Genomic DNA, 20,480 nt, shown 5'->3' on the forward strand with positions numbered 1-20,480 from the left:
CACCCTAACCTGAAGCTACAACTCAAATCGGACCTAAGTCAACAAACTACCGCTAGATGGGCGACCGCCGTGGACGGTCGCGCCGCGCGAAAGCAGTCGCGGCTCGCGCGATGCCCGTCAGGACAACCGGCTCAGACGTTGAACCCAAGGGCCCGCAACTGGTCACGCCCCTCGTCGGTAATCTTGTCGGGACCCCACGGCGGCAGCCACACCCAGTTGATGCGGAAGTCCTTCACGAGGCCGCCGCCCGGACCGGTGGTCAGCGCGGACCGCGTCTGGTCTTCGATCACGTCGGTCAGCGGGCACGCCGCCGACGTGAGCGTCATGTCCAGCGTCGCCACGTTGTCGTCGTCGACGTGGATGCCGTAGACCAGGCCGAGGTCGACCACGTTGATGCCGAGCTCGGGGTCGACGACGTCCTTCATCGCCTCTTCGACGTCCGCGACAGCTGTCTTCGCCACGTCACTCATGCCTTTACCTCCGAACCAGACGGGGCCGAGCCAGAACCAGACGGGGCCGAGCCAGAAGAGGCCGGACCAGACGGGGACGAGTCAGAACCGGACTCGGGCGAGTCGGCCGCACCGGCCCGCACCGCGGCGTCCTTGAACGCCATCCACGGCAACAACGCGCACTTCACACGGGCGGGGTAGCGGGCCACGCCGGCGAAGGCGATGCCGTCGCCGAGCAGCTCCTCGTCGGGCGTGACCTGGCCGCGACCGCCCATCAGCTCGACGAAGCCGTCCATGATCTTGAACGCCTGCCCGGCGTGCTGGCCGCGCAGCAGCTCGTGCAGCACGCTCGCCGACGCCTGGCTGATCGAGCAGCCCATGCCGTCGTACGAGATGTCGGCCAGCACGTCGCCCTCGGTGGCCACCCGGATGGTGACCTCGTCGCCGCAGGTCGGGTTGACGTGGTGCGCCTCGCCCACCGACGAGCCGGCCCCCGGCTCGCGCAGGCCGCGACCATGCGGGTGCTTGTAGTGATCCAGGATGATCTCCTGGTATAGCTGCTCGAACTCCATCAGTCGAACACCTTCCGCACCTGCTCAAGGCCACGCACCAGCGCGTCGACCTCGCCGACCGTCGTGTAGAGGTAGAACGACGCACGGGTCATGGCGGGCACGCCGTAGCGCACACAGAGTGGGCGTGCGCAGTGGTGTCCGACCCGCACCTCCACGCCGAGCGAGTCGAGGATCTGCCCCACGTCGTGCGGGTGAATCCCGTCGAGCCCGAACGAGATCGTGCCGCCCCGGCCCACCGGCGTCGTGGGGCCGAAGACGCGCAGGCCGGGCACGGTGGAGAGAGCGTCCAGCGCGTACGCCGTCAGCTCCTTCTCGTGCCACCTGATGGCTTCCATGCCGATACCGGTCAGGTAGTCGACGGCCACGCCAAGCCCCACGGCCTCGGCGATCGGGGGCGTGCCCGCCTCGAAACGGGCCGGCGGCGCGGCGAACGTCGACCGCTCCATCGAGACCGTCTCGATCATCGAGCCACCGCCGAGCACCGGCGGCATCGCCTCCAGCAGCTCGTACCGCCCCCACAGCACGCCGATGCCGGTGGGCCCGCACATCTTGTGCCCGGTGAACGCGAGGAAGTCGGCGCCCAGGTCGGCCACGTCGACCGGCATGTGCGGCACGGCCTGCGAGGCGTCGAGCAGCACCAGCGCGCCCACCTCGTGCGCCCGCGCGATGATGGCGGAGGTGGGGTTGACGGTGCCGAGCACGTTGGAGACCAGCGCGTACGACACCAGCTTCGTACGCTCGTTGACCAGCTCGTCGAGGTCTTCCAGGTCGAGCCGCCCGGCGTCGTTGACCCGGAACCACCGCAGCGTCGCGCCGGTGCGCTCACACAGCAGCTGCCACGGCACGATGTTGGAGTGGTGCTCCATCTCGGAGATCACGATCTCGTCGCCGGGGCCGAGGGCCAGGCGCGACCCGGCCCGCGAGTTTGAGATCGCGTACGCCACGAGGTTGATCGCCTCGGTCGCGTTCTTGGTGAAGACGATCTCCTCGGGGCGGGCGGCGTTGAGGAAGCGGGCGACCTTGCCGCGTGCCCCCTCGTACGCCTCCGTCGCCTCGGTGCCCACCTGGTGCACCGAGCGGGCCACGTTGGCGTTGTGCCGCTCGAAGTGCGTGCGCATCGCGTCGATCACCTGGCGCGGCTTCTGCGACGTGTTGCCGCTGTCCAGGTAGACCATCGGGTGGCCGTTGACCTCCCGACCCAGGATCGGGAAGTCGGCCCGCACCTTCTCCACGTCGAGGCGCGGCACGTCGCCGAACTGCGGCATGCCCTCCGGGATCGTGATGGTCATGATCCGGTCTCCCGGTCTCTCGCCGCCCGCGGCCACGAATTCGCTGAGTTAGATGATTCGCTCGCAAGCTCGCTCATGTGTAACCCCTCAGGCGGTGGCCGGACCGGCCCCTGCCAGGTAGCGCTCGTAGCCCTCGGCTTCGAGCTTCTCGGCGAGCTCGGGACCGCCCTCCTCGACGATCCGCCCGGCCACGAAGACGTGCACGAAGTCGGGCTGGATGTAGCGGAGGATGCGGGTGTAGTGGGTGATGAGCAGCAGGCCGGTCTCGCCGGTCGCGCGCACGCGGTTGACGCCCTCGCTGACCACGCGCAGCGCGTCGATGTCGAGGCCGGAGTCGGTCTCGTCGAGCACCGCCACCTTCGGCTTGAGCAGCTCGAGCTGGACGATCTCGTGCCGCTTCTTCTCGCCGCCGGAGAAGCCCTCGTTGACGTTGCGCTGGGCGAAGGCCGGGTCCATGTGCAGCCGCTCCATCGCGGTGCGCAGCTCGGCCGCCCAGGTGCGCAGCTTCGGCGCCTCGCCGTCGACCGCGGTCTTGGCGGTGCGCAGGAAGTTGGCCACCGAGACGCCGGGGACCTCCACCGGGTACTGCATCGCGAGGAAGAGCCCCGCGCGCGCCCGCTCGTCGACGGACATGGACAGGACGTCCTGGCCGTCGAGGGTGACGGTGCCGCCGGTGACCTCGTACTTGGGGTGGCCGGCGATCGAGTACGCCAGCGTGGACTTGCCCGAGCCGTTAGGCCCCATGATCGCGTGGGTCTCCCCCGCCTTCACGGTCAGGTTGACCCCGGCGAGAATCGGCTTCAGCTCACCCTCGGGCAGCTTGACCGACACCTGCAGGTCGCGGATCTCCAGGGTGCTCATGACGGGTGTACTCCATTGCTAGGCGTAGGGCGGCCATTTTCGTCAACTGGGATATAGACGTCGCCGTCGCGGATCTCGACGGGGTAGACCGGGACCGGCTCGGTGGCCGGCAGCCCGGTGGGCTCGCCGGTGCGCAGGTCGAAGCGGGAGCCGTGCAGCCAGCACTCGAGTGTGCAGCCGTCGACCTCGCCCTCGGAGAGCGGCACGTCGGCGTGCGAGCACACGTCGTGGATCGCGTAGAAGTTGTCGTCTTCCGCGTGCACCACGGCGATCTCCGTGCCGTCGACGTCGGCGCTCACCGTGGAGCCCTTCGGCACGTCTTCGATCGAGCAGATCTTGATCATGCGCCCGCCTTCGCCAACCGGTCTTCGATCGAGGCGCCGAGCCGCTCGCGCAGCTCCTCGACGGAGATCTTGTTGATCAGCTCGGCGAAGAAGCCCCGCACGACCAGCTTGCGCGCCTCGGCCTCCGGGATGCCCCGGGCCATCAGGTAGAAGAGCTGCTCGTCGTCGAATCGCCCGGTCGCGCTGGCATGGCCGGCACCGGCGACCTCGCCAGTCTCGATCTCCAGATTGGGTACGGAGTCGGCCCGCGCCCCGTCGGTGAGGACGAGGTTGCGGTTGATCTCGTACGTGTCGGTGCCGGTCGCCTGCACCTGGATCAGCACGTCGCCGACCCACACGGTGTGCGCGCCCTCGCCCTGCAACGCGCCCCGGTAGCCGACGTAGCTGCGGCAGTCGGGCACGCTGTGGTCGACGAGCTGGCGATGCTCCAGGTGCTGGCCGGCGTCGGCGAAGTAGAGCCCGTACAGCTCGGCCTCGCCGCCCCGCTCGGTGTACTCGACGCTGGTGAACTGCCGCACCAGGTCGCCGCCGAGCGTGACCTGTACGTGCGTCACGCGGGCGTCGCGCCCCAGCCGGAACCGGACGTGCTGCGCCTGCACCGCGTCGGCGGCCCAGTCGGCGACCGTGACGAACGTGAGCTTGGCACCGTCGGCGAGCGCGACCTCGACGTTGTCGGCGAGCGTGACCGCGCCGGTCTGCTCCAGCACGATCGTGGCCTCGGCGAAGCGCCCGACCTCGACGAACGTGTGCCCGAACGCCACCGTGCCCGCGTCTTCGCCGACGACCCGCAGCACGACGGGCTCGGCGAGGACCGTGTCGGCGGCGACCGAGACGAGCGACGCGGTGGTGGCGCGGCCGTAGGCGAGCGCGCTGATCCGGTCGAACGGAGTCAGCACGCTCCCGATCCGCGGGTCGCTCTTATCCACAGTGGACACGGTGATGCCGGCCGGCAGCCCGGTGTGCCCGATGGCGGGAGCGGGACCACCGACCACCTCGCCGGTCAGGCCGCGCAGGCGCTTGAGCGGCGTGAAGCGCCACTCCTCCTCCAGGCCGGTGAGGGCGGGGAAATCGGCGACGTCGTACGACCGCAGCGCCTGCGACTTGGTCTTTGGAGGCGGTGCGGCGAGGGTGTCGGTCATTTAACCGACGGCTCCTTCCATCTGCAGTTCGATGAGGCGGTTGAGCTCCAGCGCGTACTCCATCGGGAGCTCCTTGGCGATCGGCTCGATGAAGCCACGCACGATCATCGCCATCGCCTCGTCTTCGCTCAGGCCCCGGCTCATCAGGTAGAAGAGCTGGTCCTCGCTGACCTTGGAGACGGTCGCCTCGTGGCCCATCGCGACGTCGTCCTCGCGGATGTCCACGTACGGGTAGGTGTCGGAGCGGGAGATCGTGTCGACCAGCAGCGCGTCGCACTTGACGGTGCTCTTGCTGTGGTGCGAGCCCTCGAGCACCTGCACCAGGCCGCGGTAGGAGGTGCGGCCACCGCCCCGGGCGATCGACTTGCTGATGATGGTGGAGGACGTGTTGGGCGCGGCGTGCACCATCTTGGCGCCGGCGTCCTGGTGCTGCCCCTCGCCGGCCATCGCGACCGAGAGCACCTCGCCCTTGGCGTGGTCGCCGGTCATGTACACGGCGGGGTACTTCATCGTGACCTTGGAGCCGATGTTGCCGTCGATCCACTCCATGGTCGCGCCCTCGTGCGCCACGGCACGCTTGGTGACCAGGTTGTAGACGTTGTTGGACCAGTTCTGGATCGTCGTGTACCGGCAGCGCGCGTTCTTCTTCACGATGATCTCGACCACCGCGCTGTGCAGCGAGTCGGAGGAGTAGATCGGCGCGGTGCAGCCCTCGACGTAGTGCACGTACGCACCCTCGTCGACGATGATCAGCGTCCGCTCGAACTGCCCCATGTTTTCGGTGTTGATCCGGAAGTAGGCCTGGAGCGGGATCTCCACGTGCACGCCCTTCGGCACGTAGATGAACGAGCCTCCCGACCACACGGCGGTGTTGAGCGCGGCGAACTTGTTGTCGCCGACCGGGATCACCGTGCCGAAGTACTCCTTGAAGAGGTCTTCGTGCTCCTTGAGCGCCGTGTCGGTGTCGAGGAAGACGACGCCCTGCTCCTCGAGGTCTTCACGGATCTTGTGGTAGACCACCTCGGACTCGTACTGCGCGGCGACACCGGCCACGAGGCGCTGCTTTTCCGCCTCGGGGATGCCCAGCTTGTCGTACGTGTTCTTGATGTCGGCGGGCAGGTCGTCCCAGGTGGCCGCCTGCTTCTCCGTCGAACGCACGAAGTACTTGATGTTGTCGAAGTCGATGCCGGTGAGGTCGGCGCCCCAGGCGGGCATCGGCTTGCGGCCGAACAGCCGCAGGCCCTTGAGCCGCAGGTCGAGCATCCACTCCGGCTCGTTCTTCTTCGCCGAGATGTCGCGGACGACCGCCTCGTTGAGCCCGCGCTGGGCGGCGGCGCCGGCGACGTCTGAGTCGGCCCAGCCGTACTCGTAGTTACCGAGGACGGCGAGCTGCTCCGCTTGGGTCATCTGCTCGGTCATCTATTGGTCCTCACCGTGGTCGTGTGGCGTGGTTGCGCCGGGATGTGCGTGGTGCACACCCCGTCGCCGTGCGCGATGGTGGCCAGGCGCTGCACGTGGGTGCCCATCAGGCGGGAGATGACCGCCGTCTCGGCCTCGCACAGCTGAGGGAACTCGGCGGCCACGTGCGCCACCGGGCAGTGGTGCTGGCAGAGCTGGCCGCCGGAGGCGATCGTGGACGCGTTGGCAGCGTAGCCCTCGGCGGTCAGGGCGGCGGCGAGCGCCTCCGCCCGCGCGAGAGGATCGGCACCGGCGCCCTCGAGGGCGGCCCGGCAGCGCGCCTCCAGCCCCGAGACCTGCTCTGCGGCGAACTCCGCGACCGCGGCCTCCCCGCCCGTGCGAGCGATCCAGCGCAGCGCGGCGGTGGCCATGCCGTCGTAGAAGTGAGTGCCGCAATCCTGCTTGCCGGCATCGGTGAGCACGAAGACCCGAGCCGGACGACCGCGACCGCGGTGGCCCCGGACCGGGCGCTCGCGCGAGACGACCACGCCGTCGGCCAGCATGGCGTCGAGGTGCTTGCGGATGGCGGCGGAACTGAGCCCCAGCTCGGCACCGAGCTCGCCCGCGGTGGCCGAGCCATGCTCCAGCAACAGCCGGGCGACGCGGTCACGGGTGCGCCCGTCGACCGCCGCCGGCTGCTCAGGGAGGGCCGCCGCGTTTTTCACAACGCCCACGTTACGTATTTCCGCTACTGCTCGCAAACCCGGGTCGGAGTGATACACCCCACCGGGGTGAGCACGATCCCCCGATTGCACGCGGCCACTCTTGATCTTACGGCGGCGGCCGGCCGAGCGTGGGTCGCTGCCATCGCGGGGACGCTCGTGTCCGCCGGTGTGCGCTCCTGAGCGCGGCGAAAACGTCCAGAGGCGGCGGCGCCAGGTGTCGGCGCGACGGGCTACAGGCGGGCGGCGGGCTGGCTCGGCTCGAAGGGCGGCGTGGCCGGCTCCGCGGCGGCGGTGACGGCGGAAGGAACGGCCGGCGAAGAGGCAGCCGGTGACGGGGCCGGGCGCAGGGCCCACATGGCCGCGAGCGTGGCCAGCCACACCAGGCAGGCGCCGACCATGTGGGCGCCGACCAGGATGACGGGCAGCTCGGTGAGGTACTGGACGAAGCCGATCACGCCCTGGCCCAGCTCCACCGCGAGCAGCACCGCCACCGCGCTGGCGGCCACGCGCAGGCCCATCGCGCGCAGGGCCAGCCACGCCGCGACCGTGAGCCCCACCAGCAGGAAGACCAGGTCGGCGTGGACCTGGGAGATGGTCTCCGGGTCGAGGCCGTTGCGGGCGGCGCCGTGGTCGCCGGAGTGCGGGCCGCTGCCGGTGACCCACGTGCCGACCACGAGCACCGCCGCGCTGGCCACGGCGAGCGCCCAGGCCAGTGGGCGCAGCTTGGGAGGTACGGGCGAGGGAGCGGCGGCGGGCGGGTCGGTGGAGCGCCAGAAGGCGTACGCGAGCGCGATCACCGCCATCGAGGCGAGGAAGTGCAGGCCGACGACCCACGGGTTGAGGTCGGTGAGCACCGTGAGGCCGCCGACCACGCCCTGCGCGGGGATGCCCAGGAAGACGGCGACCGAGAGCCACCGCCGCCGCCCGCGGTGGCGCCACGCGGCGATTACGCCGGCCACCGCAACGGCGGCCACGACGAAGGTGAGCAGCCGGTTGCCGAACTCGATGACGCCGTGGATGCCCATCTCGGCGGTCGTCGTGTACGACTCGTCGGTGCACCTCGGCCACGTGGGGCAGCCGAGGCCGGAGTCGGTCAGCCGCACGGCGCCGCCGGTCCCCACGATCGCGACGTTGGCGACGATGGACGCGAGGGCGAGACGGCGAAGCACGGCAACTATCGTACGTAGTAGAGCACCGCCGCCCCGACACACCCCCTACACGGCGAGCTTGTACGCCCGGATCACCGTCTGCGTGACCGTGTTGCCGGCCGAGTCGACGGCGGTGGCGCGGAGCGAGACGTACCCGTCGCGGGCCGGATGGTCGACCGTCGCCTGCCCGGCCGCCACCGGCGCGGGCGACCAGGTCACGCCGTCGTCGTACGAGACCTCGACGCGCAGGCTGGTGTTGGGGCCGGCCGCCGAGTCGGGCTGGGCCACCACGCTCACCGGGATGGTCGCGACCTGCCCGGCCGGCGCCGCGTTCTCGCTGTCGACGCGTGGCGCGAACCGCACCGTGGAGAGCGGCAGCCGGACCGAGTCGGCCACGTGCCCGGAGCGGAACGTCCATGCCACGCTCACCCTGGTCGAGAGCGTCGCCGGGCCGCTCCGCTCGGCACTCATCTCCAGCCGGTAGTCGGCCGGTTCCGGGGGGACCTCGAACTCGCCGGTCAGCTCCTCGACCGAGGCGACCACCTCCCCGTTTCGGGAGAGTGTGATCTGTCCGGCCGCGATCGACGAGTAGCCGGCCCGTCCGGCACCGTCGCCGTACAGGGGGGCGAGCACCAGGAGCGTGTCGCCTCGGCGGGTCACCCACTGGTGCTCGTACGCCGGGGAGGCCACCGTCGGGCCGAAGACCCCGCGGCTCCACTGCTCCTGGTACGCCTGCCCGGGGCGGTAGATGGCCGGCGGAGCGACCGTGGACGTGACGTACTGGTCGGCGGTCATCTCGTCGAACGAGCGGAACCACCGCACGCGTCCCTCGGTGTTGTAGTACTCGGTCCGCGCCGAGGGCAGGTCGACCGGCATCGCGTGGGCGAAGCCGCCCATCACCGTGCCGGGCAGCACCGGCCAGGCCATCTTCTGCCCGGTCGTACCCGCGGCCTCGTGACCGTGATCCGCGCGGACGGTGGCCAGGTCGGCGCCGGTCACGGTACGGCCGAAGCCGGTGGGCATGCGCTCCTCGGTGAGCCAGCCGAGCAGGTACGCGCCGCCGTCGAAGCCGTACGCGGCCGCGACCCGGTTGACGAAGCCGGCGCCGGTGCCCCCGATCCCGGCCGTGTAGAGCCCGCCGAACGAGCGCCCCAGCGTGCCCACCTCGACCGTGCGGCCGGCACCAACCGTGATGGCGGCCACCTCGGCGAACTCCTGCACCGCGTCGGCCCTCGGCACCGTCACCGAGAGCGGTGCGCCCTGGCGCGCGTCGACGGTCACCGCGGTCGCGCCGGCCACGTCGAGCGTGGGCTGACCGACGACGGTGGTGGCGTAGCCGGTGCCGTCCGGCCCGGTGATCGCGCTGAGCAGCGTGTACCGCCCCTTGGGGAGCCGCGTGGTGACGGTGCCGGCGGAGGCGGGCAGGTTGCGGGCGATGGTGCCGTCGGCGGAGGCGAGCACGGTCACGTATCCGTCCGCGTCCGCCCCGTCCCGCCCCACGTGCGACACGGTCACGTCGTAGCTTTCCACCTCGCGGTCGACGGCGAGCGGCAGCCGGAGGTCGCCCGCCACGAGGTGCCCGGTGAGCATGCCGTCCGGCCCCTCGGTCCGCCCGTCCGCGGTGACCGTCACCTCGGCCGCCCCACCGGGAGGGACGGTGACCGACGGCGGCGAGACCGTGAAGGTCCCGGGGCCGTCCACGGCGAGGTCGAGGTCGAGGGCGGCGGAGCCGTCGTTGTGCAGTGCCACGGTGCGGGTGACCGGCTCGTCGTCCGCGTGTGGCCAGGCGAGGCGGCCGAAGCTGAGGCTGGCCGGGCTCGCGGTGAGCGTCCGCGCGACCGCCCGCGCCACGTCGAGGCGCCCGGCTCCCTCGGCGAACACGTCTCCGGTCCGGGGGCGTGCGGAGGTCATCAGCGCGCCCTTGAGCCGCGCCGGCGTCCAGTCGGGGTGCTGCTGGGCGAGGATGGCGGCGGCGCCGGCCACGTGCGGGGCGGCCATGGAGGTACCGGAAAGGCTCGTCCCGGTCTCGCCGGGCAGGCCGGAGTCGGCGCCGCGGGCGGCGACGATGTCCACGCCCGGCGCGGTGATGTCCGGTTTGATCGCGCCGTCGGCACGCGGCCCACGGCTGGAGAAGCCGGCCAGCGCGTCGCTCTTGCTGACCGCGCCGACCGCGAGCGCGGCGTCGGCGCCGGCCGGCGACGCGATCGTGCCCGCGCCGGGCACGTTGCCGGCGGCGACCACGAAGAGCGTGCCGTGCGTGGCGGTCAGCGTGCCCACCGCCTCCTCGACCGGGTCGAGGCCGGGCGTGTCCGGGCCGCCGAGGCTGAGGTTGACGACCTCGGCGCCCTCGGCCGCGGCCCACTCCATGCCGGCGAGGATCCACGACTCCGCGCATCCGCCGACCACGCAGACCTTGCCGTCCAGCAGCCTGGCGCCCGGGGCCACGCCGCCGCTACCGGCCACAGTGGACGCCACGTGCGTGCCGTGTCCGCTGCGGTCCTTGTCGTCCTCGTTCTGTTCGGTGAAGTTTCGCTGGCCGGTCACCCGCCCGGCCAGCGCCGGATGGGTCGCGTCGATGCCGCTGTCGAGCACGGCCACCGTCACGCCGGTGCCGTCGTAGCCGGCCGCCCACGCCTCCGGCGCCCCCACCCGCGGCACGCTCTCGGCGAGCGCGGGCTGGCGCAGGCCGTCGAGCCAGATCGTGTCGACGCCCACGGTGAGCCGCCGCTCCGCCGGCCCGCCGACCGTGAACGTGCCCCAGAACGTGGCCAGCCGCTCCGCCTCGGCCGCGACCGCCAGCGCGTCGACCGCGGGCAGCTCGCGCCGCACGGTGGCGCCGCCCTCGGCCACGCGCTCGCCGACCCGGGCCCGTTCGTCGTCGCTGGCGTACGCCACGATCAGCGGCAGCTCGGCCCGCGTGTCGTAGCCGTACTCCAGCAGCGTCGTCACGTCGAACAGCCGCGGGTCGAGATCGCCGGCCCGGAGCAGCGGCAGCGCGTCGGCGGGGATGACGTGGATGTGGCCGCCGTCCCGCCGGGTCACGAAGGGCATCGCCTCGCGCCCGGGCGCCGGCCGCACCGACGCCTTGTCGCCCGCCGTCACGGTCACCCGGTCGCCGGAGACCAACGTGACCCCGCGCGACGCGACGCCCGCGAGCGGCGCGGGCGCCGTCTCCCCTTCAGCGACAGCGGGTACGACACCGACAGCCCCGCACAGCACCACAAGTGCCGCCGCTTGGCCAATAACCCGCCGCACTATGTCACCTCCACCGAAACGGACATCGATGGATGACTATACGCGTGATCGGCGGAGGGCGCGAGGCGAGCCTCACAGGCGGGCGGCGATCGCCTCCGCGAAGCGCTCCGGCGCGCTGTCGGCCGTCCCCAGGAAGAGGGATGGCTCGGTGAGCTCCAGCTCGACCAGCACCGGCAGGTCGTCGGGGCCGGGAATCAGGTCGACCCGCGCGTAGACGAGGCGTTCGGCGCCACCGGGCACCGCCGCGAGCGCCTGCCGCGCGATGTCGAGCTCGGCGTCGATCGGTCTGCGCGGGCGGACCGACTCCTCCTTGTAGAGCCCATCGACGCGCTCGTGCGGCCCGGTCAGCATCGCGTTCTTGCGGATCGCGTGGCTGAACACCAGCTCGCCGCCGGTGGCGAGGAAGGTGAGCGCGGTCTCCCCGTACGTGTCCACGGCGGCCAGGTACGGCTGCACCATGACCCGCCGCCCCGCGGCGAGGAGGCGGGCCACGTGCGCGGTGGCGAGGTCGCGGTGCTCGGCCCGGCCGAGGTCGTACCGCCCGCTGTCGAGGCTGCCCGCGCCGACGGCCGGCTTGATCACGACATCTCCGCCCGGCGGCCGCCGCCACGCGCTGCCCGGCTCGACCCAGGTGGTGGGCACGACGGGCACGCCGGCGAGGGCGAGGTCGCGCAGGTAGCGCTTGTCGGTGTTCCAGGTGATGACGTCGGCGGGGTTGGCCAGGCGGGGCACCTTGGCCGCCCAGGCAAGGAACTCGTCGCGGCGCGGCGGATAGTCCCACACCGAGCGGAGCACGGCCAGGTCGAAGGCGGCCCAGTCGACGTCTGGCGCGTCCCACACGACGGGCGCGGCGGTGATGCCCCGCCGGCTCAGCTCCGGGATGACCAGCCGGTCGTCCGGGTCGAGGGCGGTGATCTGGCCGCAGGTAACGAGAGCGACCCGGGATCGCTCCCGGGTCGCTGGGACAGAGTTTTCGTCCACGAGATGTATCTCAGCGAGCGAGTGACCGCCGGCCCATCGACCTCCACAGGTCATTGCTCGGGCGCATCTGGTCCATCAGCTCGCGCTCCCACTCGTTTTCCACCTCGACGCCCGCCTTGGCGCACGCCTGGCGCGCTACGTCGGTGGCGTCGGCGAACTGGTCCGCCCACTCTCCGTCACCCCCGACGAGAACGATCCGGGCGCCCCGCTTGCCGACGTACTCGATGACCGCCTTCGCGCCGCCGTGTCCGGCGGCGAAAGCCCGGATACCCGCGACGAGGCCGCTGGAGGCCTGCGCCGTGGCTGTCGGACCAGCGGTCATGTTGGTATCGGAACCATCTGCCATGTGATCGAGCGTAAGCAGATCACGGGGCACTCGACGTCCCTCTCGCGTTCTTTTGTGATGCCAATTACCCGACGTTTAAACCCCGTATCCTTGTCGTTTCGCCCGACTTATCGCCTTAAATCATGGCAATAGGCGCGGACAAAAAGGACACTATTCAAGGGCTTGATCGACCGTCCGGCAAATCCGGCGTTTCACGGATCGAAAGCCTCGAAACGGTCACTCAGACCAGGGCGTCGACGGCCACCGCGATGAAAAGGATCGTCAGGTAGGTGATCGTCCAGTGGAACAGCCGCATCGGGCGCATCTGCTCCCCGCGCCGCGCCCGCCCCACGAGCGCGTGCGACTCGCGCAGCAGCAGCGCGCCGGTGAGCAGCGCGACCAGCACGTAGATCGGGCCGAGCCCGAACGCCTCCCGGCCCAGCGGCCAGACCGCGACCGAGGCCGCGACGGTGAGCCAACTGAAGAGCACGATCTCCACGTTGACCCGGCGCTGCGAGGCGACCACCGGCAGCATCGGGATGCCGGCGCGGGCGTAGTCGGCCCGGAACCGGATGGCCAGCGCGTAGAAGTGCGGCATCTGCCAGAAGAAGACGACGGCGAAGAGCCCCCACGCGGTGGCCGAGAGCCCGCCGGTCACCGCGGCCCAGCCGATCAGCACCGGCGCGGACCCGCACACACCGCCCCAGAACGTGTTGGCCGGCGTGCTCCGCTTGAGCCACAGCGTGTAGACCACGTCGTAGTAGACGATCGCCGCCAGGGTGAGCCCGGTGGCGAGCCAGTTGGTGAACGCGGCCATCAGCGACACCGACACCACGCCCAGCACCAGGCCGAAGACCAGCGCGCTGCGGGGCGAGACCCGGTGCGCCGGCAGCGGGCGTCGCGAGGTGCGCTTCATGACCTGGTCGATGTCGCGGTCGATGTAGCAGTTGAGCGCGTTGGCCGCGCCCGCCGCGAGCGAGCCGCCGACCAGCACGACGGCGACAAGCCACAGCGACGGGATGCCACCGGCGGCGAGCATCATCGCCGGCACGGTGGTGACGAGCAGCAACTCGACGATGCGCGGCTTGGTCAGCGCCACGTACGCCTTGATCACCGCGAGCACGTCGCCCGCGCGCACGCGCTGCCGGGGCGGTACCAGGTCGCGCGGGGCGACCGGCACCAGCGGCCGGGCGGTGGCCGGCGGGTGGGGGCGCTCGGTGATCGTACTCACGTGGTGGGTCACCTTCCGGGCGTCGGCGCGGGGCGCGCGGCTCTGCGGGCGGCTCTGCGACGCGGTGATCCGGCAAGGTCAACGGCGCCGACCGACAGGGTACGCGCTGGCAGAACGCCACCTACTACGACCCCACGTAGATGAGACGGCACGTGCGCCCGGTCACAGCTCGCCGTCTCACGCGTCGGCCGGTCACCCCGCGCACGTTTAGCACGGGTAGATAGGGTCATCGCAAGAGGGTTGCCGCATTGCCGAGGAGCACAAATCGTGACCGCGAACGAAGCTTCACTGACCTGGTCCGAGCTCGACCGCAAAGCGGTCGACACCGTACGGGCCCTGGCCATGGACGCCGTGGAAAAGGCCGGCAACGGCCACCCCGGCACCGCGATGAGCCTGGCACCGGCGGCGTATCTGCTGTTCAACAAGCTGCTGCGTCATGATCCGACGGATCCACAGTGGCCGGGCCGGGACCGCTTCGTGCTGTCCATGGGTCACTCCAGCCTCACCCTCTACATCCAGCTCTACCTATCCGGCTACGGGCTGAGCCTCGACGACCTCAAGTCGCTGCGGCAGTGGGGCTCGCTCACACCGGGTCACCCCGAGCACGGCCACACCCCCGGCGTCGAGACCACGACCGGCCCGCTCGGCCAGGGCGTGGGCAACGCGGTCGGCATGGCGTTCGCGGCACGGCGTGAGCGGGGCCTCTTCGACCCGGAGGCCGAGCCGGGCCAGTCCCCCTTCGACCACCACATCTGGGCGTTCGCCTCCGACGGCGACCTCGAGGAGGGCATCAGCCACGAGGCGGGCGCGCTCGCCGGCCACCAGAAGCTGGGCAACCTGATCCTGCTCTGGGACGACAACGAGATCTCGATCGAAGACGACACCAGGATCGCCAAGAGCGAAGACATCGCCAAGCGCTACGAGGCGTACGGCTGGCACGTGCAGACCGTCGACTGGCGCGGCGGCCACCACGCCGACGAGGGCGAGTACAACGAGGACGTGCAGGCGCTGTTCGCCGCGTTCGAGGCGGCGCGGGCGGAGACCGAGCGTCCCTCGTTCATCGCGCTGCGCACCATCATCGCCTGGCCCGCGCCCACCAAGCAGAACACCGGCAAGTCGCACGGCTCGGCCCTCGGCGCCGAGGAGGTCGCCGCCACCAAGAAGCTGCTCGGCCTGGACCCGGACTCGTCGTTCGCGGTGGACGAGAAGGTGCTCGCCCACGCCCGCGAGGTGGTCGACCGGGGCCGCACGGCGCGCGCCACGTGGCAGGAGAAGTTCGACGCCTGGGCCGCCGCCAACCCCGAGCGCAAGGCCCTCTTCGACCGGCTGGCCAACCGTTCTCTCCCGGATGGCTGGACCGAGGCGCTGCCGGAGTTTCCGGCGGACCCCAAGGGTGTCGCGACCCGGGCCGCCTCCGGCAAGATCCTCTCCGCGCTCGCGCCGGTGCTGCCCGAGCTGTGGGGCGGCTCGGCCGACCTGGCCGAGAGCAACAACACCACGATGAAGGGCGAGCCCTCGTTCGTCCCGCCGGAGCACGCGACCAAGGAGTTCCCCGGCAACATCTACGGCCGCACGCTGCACTTCGGCATCCGCGAGCACGCGATGGGCGCCATCCTCAACGGCATCCTGCTGCACGGCGGTACCCGCCCGTACGGCGGCACCTTCCTGGTCTTCAGCGACTACATGCGCCCGGCCGTACGGCTGGCCGCGCTGATGAAGCTGCCGGCCATCTACGTCTGGACGCACGACTCCATCGGCCTCGGCGAGGACGGCCCGACGCACCAGCCGATCGAGCACCTGTCGGCACTGCGCGCGATCCCCGGCCTCGATGTGGTCCGCCCGGCCGACGCCAACGAGACCTCGGTGGCGTGGCGGCTGGCGCTGGAGCACACCGACCGTCCCACCGCCCTGGCGCTGACCCGGCAGGCGCTGCCGGTCCTCGACCGCGGCGTCGTGGCGAGCGCCGAGGGCGTCGCCAAGGGCGGCTACACACTGGCCGACGCGTCCGACGGGCAGCCGCAGGTGATCATCATCGCCAGCGGTTCCGAGGTGCAGCTCGCGCTCACCGCGCGGGAGCGCCTGGAGGCCGACGGCACGCCGGCGCGCGTGGTGTCGATGCCGTGCCAGGAGTGGTTCCGCGAGCAGGACGAGGCATACCGCGAGTCGGTGATCCCCCGTGGCGTACGAGCGCGGGTGAGCGTCGAGGCCGCGATCGCGATGTCCTGGCGCGATCTGATCGGTGACTGCGGCGAGGCTGTGAGCATCGAGCATTACGGGGCAAGCGCGCCCTACCAGGTGCTGTTCGAGCAGTTCGGCTTCACGGCCGACCGCGTGGTGGCCGCCGCACACGCCTCGCTCGCGAGGGTCGGCGCAATCACCGGCTCAACCACCGGAAACTAAGCAGACGGGCGACTGAGGGAGATTGGTATTCATGACTGACCGGCTTGGTGAACTGTCCGCTGCCGGCGTGGCGGTGTGGATCGACGATCTGTCGAGGGTGCGGCTGGAGTCCGGTGGGCTCGACCAGCTGCGCCGCGAGAAGCACGTGGTGGGCGTGACCACCAACCCGACCATCTTCGCGAAGGCGCTGGGCGACGCCCACGCGTACGACTGGCAGGTGCGCGACCTCGCCCTGCGCGGGGTCTCCGTCGAAGAGGCGGTGCGCATGCTGACCACGTACGACGTGCGGTGGGCGACCGACGTGATGAAGCCGGCGTACGAGGCTTCCGGGGGCGTCGACGGGCGTGTGTCGATCGAGGTCGACCCACGCCTGGCGCACGAGACCGAGAAGACCATCGCCGAGGCGAAGTCGCTGTGGTGGCTGGTCGACCGCCCCAACCTCTTCATCAAGATCCCGGCGACCCGCGCGGGCCTGCCGGCGATCACCGCGACGCTCGCGCAGGGCATCAGTGTCAACGTCACGCTGATCTTCTCGCTCCAGCGGTACACCGAGGTGATGGACGCGTTCCTCTCCGGCCTGGAGCAGGCGCGGGCCAACGGGCACGACCTCACCAAGATCGGTTCGGTGGCGTCGTTCTTCGTCTCCCGGGTCGACACCGAGGTCGACAAGCGGCTCGACAAGATCGGGTCGGAGGAGGCCAAGTCACTCAAGGGCAAGGCGGCGATCGCCAACGCCCGCCTGGCGTACGAGCGGTACACCGAGGTCTTCAGCTCCGACCGCTGGCAGGCGCTGGCCGACGCGGGCGCGCACCCGCAGCGTCCACTGTGGGCATCCACCTCGACGAAGAACCCGGACTTCCGGGACGTCATCTACGTCGAGGAGATGATCGCCCCCGGCGTCGTCAACACGATGCCGGAGCCGACCATCCACGCGTACGCGGACCACGGGGAGACCCGCGGTGACACCGTGACCGGCTTGTACGACGACGCCCGCAAGGTGCTCGACGACCTCGCCAAGCTCGGCATCGAGTACGACGACGTGGTCGAGACCCTGGAGCGCGAGGGCGTGGAGAAGTTCGAGGCGAGCTGGGTGGAGCTGTTGCAGACCGTGGAGAACCAGCTTTCCAATGCCACCGATGCGTGAAGTCGAGGCGGCCGCGGGGCTGGCCGTCTGGGGCGCGGACGCCGTTGGCGCCGCGGCCCGGGCGGCCCTCGTCAAGGACGGAGTCCCCGGGCTCCTCGTGCGGAAGGACCCCACGCTTTGGGGGCCCGACGCGGAGGCGGAAGCCAGGATCAGGCTGGGCTGGATCGACACGCACCGCCGCAGCCGCCAGCTCCTCCCCCTGCTCGCCGAGCTGAAGGAGGAGCTGGCTGACCTCGACCGCGTGGTGCTCGCCGGGATGGGCGGCTCGGCGTTCGCCGCCGAGGTGATCACCCGTACGCTCGGCCGCCCGCTCACCGTGCTCGACACCACCGACCCGGGTCAGATCGGCAGGGCCATCTCCGACCGGCTCGAACGCACGGTGGTGGTGGTCTCCAGCAAGTCCGGCACCACGATCGAGACCGACAGCGTGCGCCGCGCCTACCTCGGCGCCTTCCTCGACGCGGGGCTGACCCCGGCCGAGGCGGGGCGGCACTTCGTGATCGTGACCGACCCCGGCTCGCCGCTGGAGGAGGTCGCCCGCGAGATGGGCGCGACCGTGGTGCTCGCCGACCCGGAGGTGGGCGGGCGCTACGCGGCGCTGACCGCGTTCGGCCTCGTACCCGCGGCTCTGGCCGGTGTCGACGTGGCCGAGCTGCTCGACCAGGCCGAGGAGCTGCTGCCCACGCTCGCCCTGGGGGGCGACAACCCGGCGCTCGCGCTGGGCGCCGCACTCGGTGCGGCCACCTCGTCGGGCAAAGACAAGATCGCCCTGGTACCGGACGGCACCGGCATCGTCGGCCTCGACGAATGGGCCGAGCAGTTGCTCGCCGAGTCGACCGGCAAGGAGGGCACCGGCATGTTGCCGGTGGTGCTCGAATCGCCGGGGGCACCGGTCGACGGCGCCGACGTGCTCACCGTGACGCTGGGCGGCTCGCTGCCGGCCGGCGCGGTGCCCGGCGGCGGTGTACTCCCCGACGTCGCGGTCAACGGCCCGCTCGGCGCCCAGTTCCTGACCTGGGAGTTCGCCACCGCCCTCGCCGGCCGGGTGATCGGGGTCGACCCGCTCAGCCTGCCCAGCAAGAGCGACTCCAAGGACAACGCCGCCCAGATCCTGGCCTCCGGCCCCCCGGTGGAGCAGCCCTCCTTCGTCGAGGGCGCGATCGAGGTCTACGGCACCGGCACCTCCACGCTCGCCGGTGCGCTCAGCGCCGTGCTGCTCGATGCCCGCCCCACCGGGTACCTCGCGGTGATGGCCTACCTCGACCGGCACGCCGACGCCGCGCTCGCCGGTGTGCGGCCGCTGCTCGCGGCGATGGCCCGGCGCCCGGTCACCTTCGGCTGGGGGCCGCGCTTCCTGCACTCGACCTCGCTGTACCACAAGGACGGGCCGCCACTCGGCGCGTTCCTCCAGATCACCGGCGCGGTGGCTGCCGACTTGGCGGTGCCCGGCCGGCCGTACACCTTTGGCCAGCTCCAGGCGGCTCAAGCCGCCGGCGACCGGCAGGCGCTGGTGCGTCGCGGGCGTCCGGTCATCCGCCTCCACCTGACGGACCGGGCGTCGGGCATCGTTCAGTTGTTGGACGCTGCCCGGTCCCTAGGGAACTGAAAGGATAGTCCCGTGGGTAATCCGTTGCGCGATCCCCAGGACCGGCGGCTGCCGCGGATCCCCGAGCCCTGCGCTCTGGTGATCTTCGGGGTGACCGGCGACCTGGCACGCAAGAAACTGCTCCCGGCCGTCTACGACCTGGCCAACCGCGGGCTGCTGCCGCCCGGTTTCGTGGTGCTGGGCTTCGCCCGCCGCGACTGGGACCATGGCACGTTCGAGCAGGTGGCGTACGACGCGGCCAAGGCACACGCGCGCACGCCGTGGCGCGAGGAGGTGTGGGCCCGCCTCTCCGGCAACATGAAGTTCGTCGGTGGGGCGTTCGACGACGACGCGGCCTTCGACAAGCTCGACCGCACGCTCAACGAGCTGCGCGACACGCACGGCATCGGCGGCAACGCGGCGTTCTACTTCTCGATTCCCCCGGCCGCCTTCCCCACCGTGCTCAAGCAGCTCGCCCGCACCGGCATGGCCGACAACGAGAAGTGCGGCGGCTGGCGGCGCGTGGTGGTGGAGAAGCCGTTCGGCACCGACCTCACCTCGGCCAAGGCGCTCAACGACCTTGTCGACGACGTGTTCACCGGCCAGGACGTGTTCCGCATCGACCACTACCTGGGCAAGGAGACGGTGCAGAACATCATGGCTCTGCGCTTCGCCAACTCCCTGTTCGAGCCGGTGTGGAACTCCAAGTACGTCGACTCGGTGCAGATCACGATGGCCGAAGACGTGGGCATCGGCACGCGCGCCGGCTTCTACGACGCCACCGGCACCGCCCGCGACGTGCTGCAGAACCACCTGCTCCAGTTGCTCGCGCTGGTCGCGATGGAAGAGCCGACCAGCTTCGACGCCAGCGAGATCCGGGCCGAGAAGCTCAAGGTGCTGCGCGCGATCAGCCTGCCGAGCGACATCCACGAGGGCACGGTGCGCGGGCAGTACCTCCAGGGCTGGGTCGGCGGCGAGCGGGCCAAGGGCTACCTCGACGAGGACGGCGTGCCGGAAGACTCCACCACGGAAACATACGTGGCGGTGCGCCTCGGCATCCAGAACCGTCGCTGGGCGGGGGTACCTTTTTATATCCGCGCGGGCAAGCGCTTGCCTCGGCGGGTGACGGAGGTGGCGGTGCTGTTCAAGAAGGCGCCGCACCTGCCGTTCAACCCGGCCGACGTCGAGGCGCTCGGGCACAACCAGCTGGTCATCCGCGTGCAGCCGGACGAGGGCGTCGTGCTGAAGTTCGGTTCCAAGGTGCCCGGCACCACGATGGAGCTGCGCGACATCGCGATGGACTTCCAGTACGGCGAGGCGTTCACCGAGCAGAGCCCGGAGGCGTACGAGCGGCTGGTCCTCGACGTGCTGATCGGCGACCGGACCCTCTTCCCGGACGCCGCCGAGGTGGAGCAGAGCTGGCACGTGGTCGACCCGATGGAAGAGGCGTGGCGGGACACCAAGCCGGAGCCGTACCGGGCCGGCGAGTGGGGGCCGCGGGCGGCCGACGAGATGCTGGCCCGGGAGGGCCGCCACTGGAGGCGGGCATGAGCGGGAGTCGCGAGGCTACGGTCTCGACCACGACGGCGGACGAGCGCCGAGCGACGGAGCGGGGTAGGCATGAGCGGGAGTCG

The 20,480-nt window shown here is 71.0% G+C and carries 15 protein-coding genes and 2 pseudogenes; 4 read left to right on the forward strand and 13 right to left on the reverse strand.

What is annotated here, in order from left to right:
- Window positions 1-131 precede the first annotated feature (131 nt).
- The 13 genes and pseudogenes from ACFFIA_RS04430 to ACFFIA_RS04490 form a co-directional block, all read right to left on the reverse strand.
- Window positions 132-455 (reverse strand): annotated as a pseudogene (locus tag ACFFIA_RS04430) (metal-sulfur cluster assembly factor); the annotation flags it as partial.
- 110 nt (window positions 456-565) lie between these two features.
- Window positions 566-1,021, reverse strand: a pseudogene (gene sufU / locus ACFFIA_RS04435) (Fe-S cluster assembly sulfur transfer protein SufU); the annotation flags it as partial.
- Window positions 1,021-2,310: a cysteine desulfurase gene (locus ACFFIA_RS04440; RefSeq protein ID WP_377245747.1), complete on the reverse strand. Its 1,290-nt coding sequence runs from the start codon at window positions 2,308-2,310 to the stop codon at window positions 1,021-1,023. The pseudogene sufU and the gene ACFFIA_RS04440, both read right to left, overlap by 1 nt.
- An 87-nt stretch (window positions 2,311-2,397) precedes the next feature.
- Window positions 2,398-3,171 carry a Fe-S cluster assembly ATPase SufC gene (gene sufC, locus ACFFIA_RS04445; RefSeq protein WP_377245750.1) on the reverse strand — a complete coding sequence of 258 codons (774 nt, stop codon included), beginning with the start codon at window positions 3,169-3,171 and terminating at the stop codon, window positions 2,398-2,400.
- A complete protein-coding gene (locus ACFFIA_RS04450) occupies window positions 3,168-3,515 on the reverse strand; it encodes a bifunctional 3-phenylpropionate/cinnamic acid dioxygenase ferredoxin subunit (RefSeq protein WP_377245753.1) in 348 nt (115 codons plus the stop codon). The genes sufC and ACFFIA_RS04450 overlap by 4 nt, the downstream gene beginning before the upstream one ends.
- Window positions 3,512-4,654, reverse strand: coding sequence for a Fe-S cluster assembly protein SufD (gene sufD / locus ACFFIA_RS04455; RefSeq protein WP_377245756.1), 1,143 nt, complete (start codon window positions 4,652-4,654; stop codon window positions 3,512-3,514). The genes ACFFIA_RS04450 and sufD overlap by 4 nt, the downstream gene beginning before the upstream one ends.
- Window positions 4,655-6,061: a Fe-S cluster assembly protein SufB gene (gene sufB / locus ACFFIA_RS04460; RefSeq protein ID WP_377246262.1), complete on the reverse strand. Its 1,407-nt coding sequence runs from the start codon at window positions 6,059-6,061 to the stop codon at window positions 4,655-4,657.
- A gap of 8 nt (window positions 6,062-6,069) precedes the next feature.
- Complete coding sequence (locus tag ACFFIA_RS04465) at window positions 6,070-6,777, reverse strand: helix-turn-helix transcriptional regulator (protein ID WP_377245759.1); 708 nt, start codon at window positions 6,775-6,777, stop codon at window positions 6,070-6,072.
- Window positions 6,778-7,007: 230 nt separating this feature from the next.
- Complete coding sequence (locus ACFFIA_RS04470) at window positions 7,008-7,955, reverse strand: COX15/CtaA family protein (RefSeq protein ID WP_377246265.1); 948 nt, start codon at window positions 7,953-7,955, stop codon at window positions 7,008-7,010.
- 36 nt (window positions 7,956-7,991) lie between these two features.
- A complete protein-coding gene (locus ACFFIA_RS04475; RefSeq protein WP_377245762.1) occupies window positions 7,992-11,180 on the reverse strand; it encodes a S8 family serine peptidase in 3,189 nt (1,062 codons plus the stop codon).
- A 72-nt stretch (window positions 11,181-11,252) separates the two neighbouring features.
- Entirely contained in the window at window positions 11,253-12,161 is a 909-nt protein-coding gene (locus ACFFIA_RS04480) for an ATP-grasp domain-containing protein (RefSeq protein WP_377245765.1), read from the reverse strand.
- 10 nt (window positions 12,162-12,171) lie between these two features.
- Entirely contained in the window at window positions 12,172-12,507 is a 336-nt protein-coding gene (locus ACFFIA_RS04485; RefSeq protein ID WP_377245768.1) for a hypothetical protein, read from the reverse strand.
- A gap of 220 nt (window positions 12,508-12,727) precedes the next feature.
- Window positions 12,728-13,729, reverse strand: coding sequence for a heme o synthase (locus tag ACFFIA_RS04490; protein WP_377245771.1), 1,002 nt, complete (start codon window positions 13,727-13,729; stop codon window positions 12,728-12,730).
- A 255-nt stretch (window positions 13,730-13,984) separates the two neighbouring features.
- Here ACFFIA_RS04490 and tkt point away from each other — a divergent pair, with 255 nt between their 5' ends.
- Genes tkt through zwf form a run of 4 tightly spaced genes read left to right on the forward strand, consistent with a single transcriptional unit; the run spans window position 13,985 to window position 20,397 of the window.
- Window positions 13,985-16,117: a transketolase gene (gene tkt, locus ACFFIA_RS04495; protein WP_377245774.1), complete on the forward strand. Its 2,133-nt coding sequence runs from the start codon at window positions 13,985-13,987 to the stop codon at window positions 16,115-16,117.
- 31 nt (window positions 16,118-16,148) lie between these two features.
- Window positions 16,149-17,261, forward strand: a complete 1,113-nt coding sequence (gene tal / locus ACFFIA_RS04500) for a transaldolase (RefSeq protein ID WP_377245777.1) — start codon at window positions 16,149-16,151, stop codon at window positions 17,259-17,261.
- Window positions 17,254-18,867, forward strand: a complete 1,614-nt coding sequence (locus ACFFIA_RS04505) for a phosphoglucose isomerase-related protein (RefSeq protein WP_377245780.1) — start codon at window positions 17,254-17,256, stop codon at window positions 18,865-18,867. The genes tal and ACFFIA_RS04505 overlap by 8 nt, the downstream gene beginning before the upstream one ends.
- 12 nt (window positions 18,868-18,879) lie before the next feature.
- Complete coding sequence (zwf, locus tag ACFFIA_RS04510) at window positions 18,880-20,397, forward strand: glucose-6-phosphate dehydrogenase (protein ID WP_377245783.1); 1,518 nt, start codon at window positions 18,880-18,882, stop codon at window positions 20,395-20,397.
- Window positions 20,398-20,480: the final 83 nt, after the last annotated feature.

Source organism: Phytohabitans kaempferiae (assembly GCF_042433955.1).
Taxonomy (GTDB): domain Bacteria; phylum Actinomycetota; class Actinomycetes; order Mycobacteriales; family Micromonosporaceae; genus Phytohabitans; species Phytohabitans kaempferiae.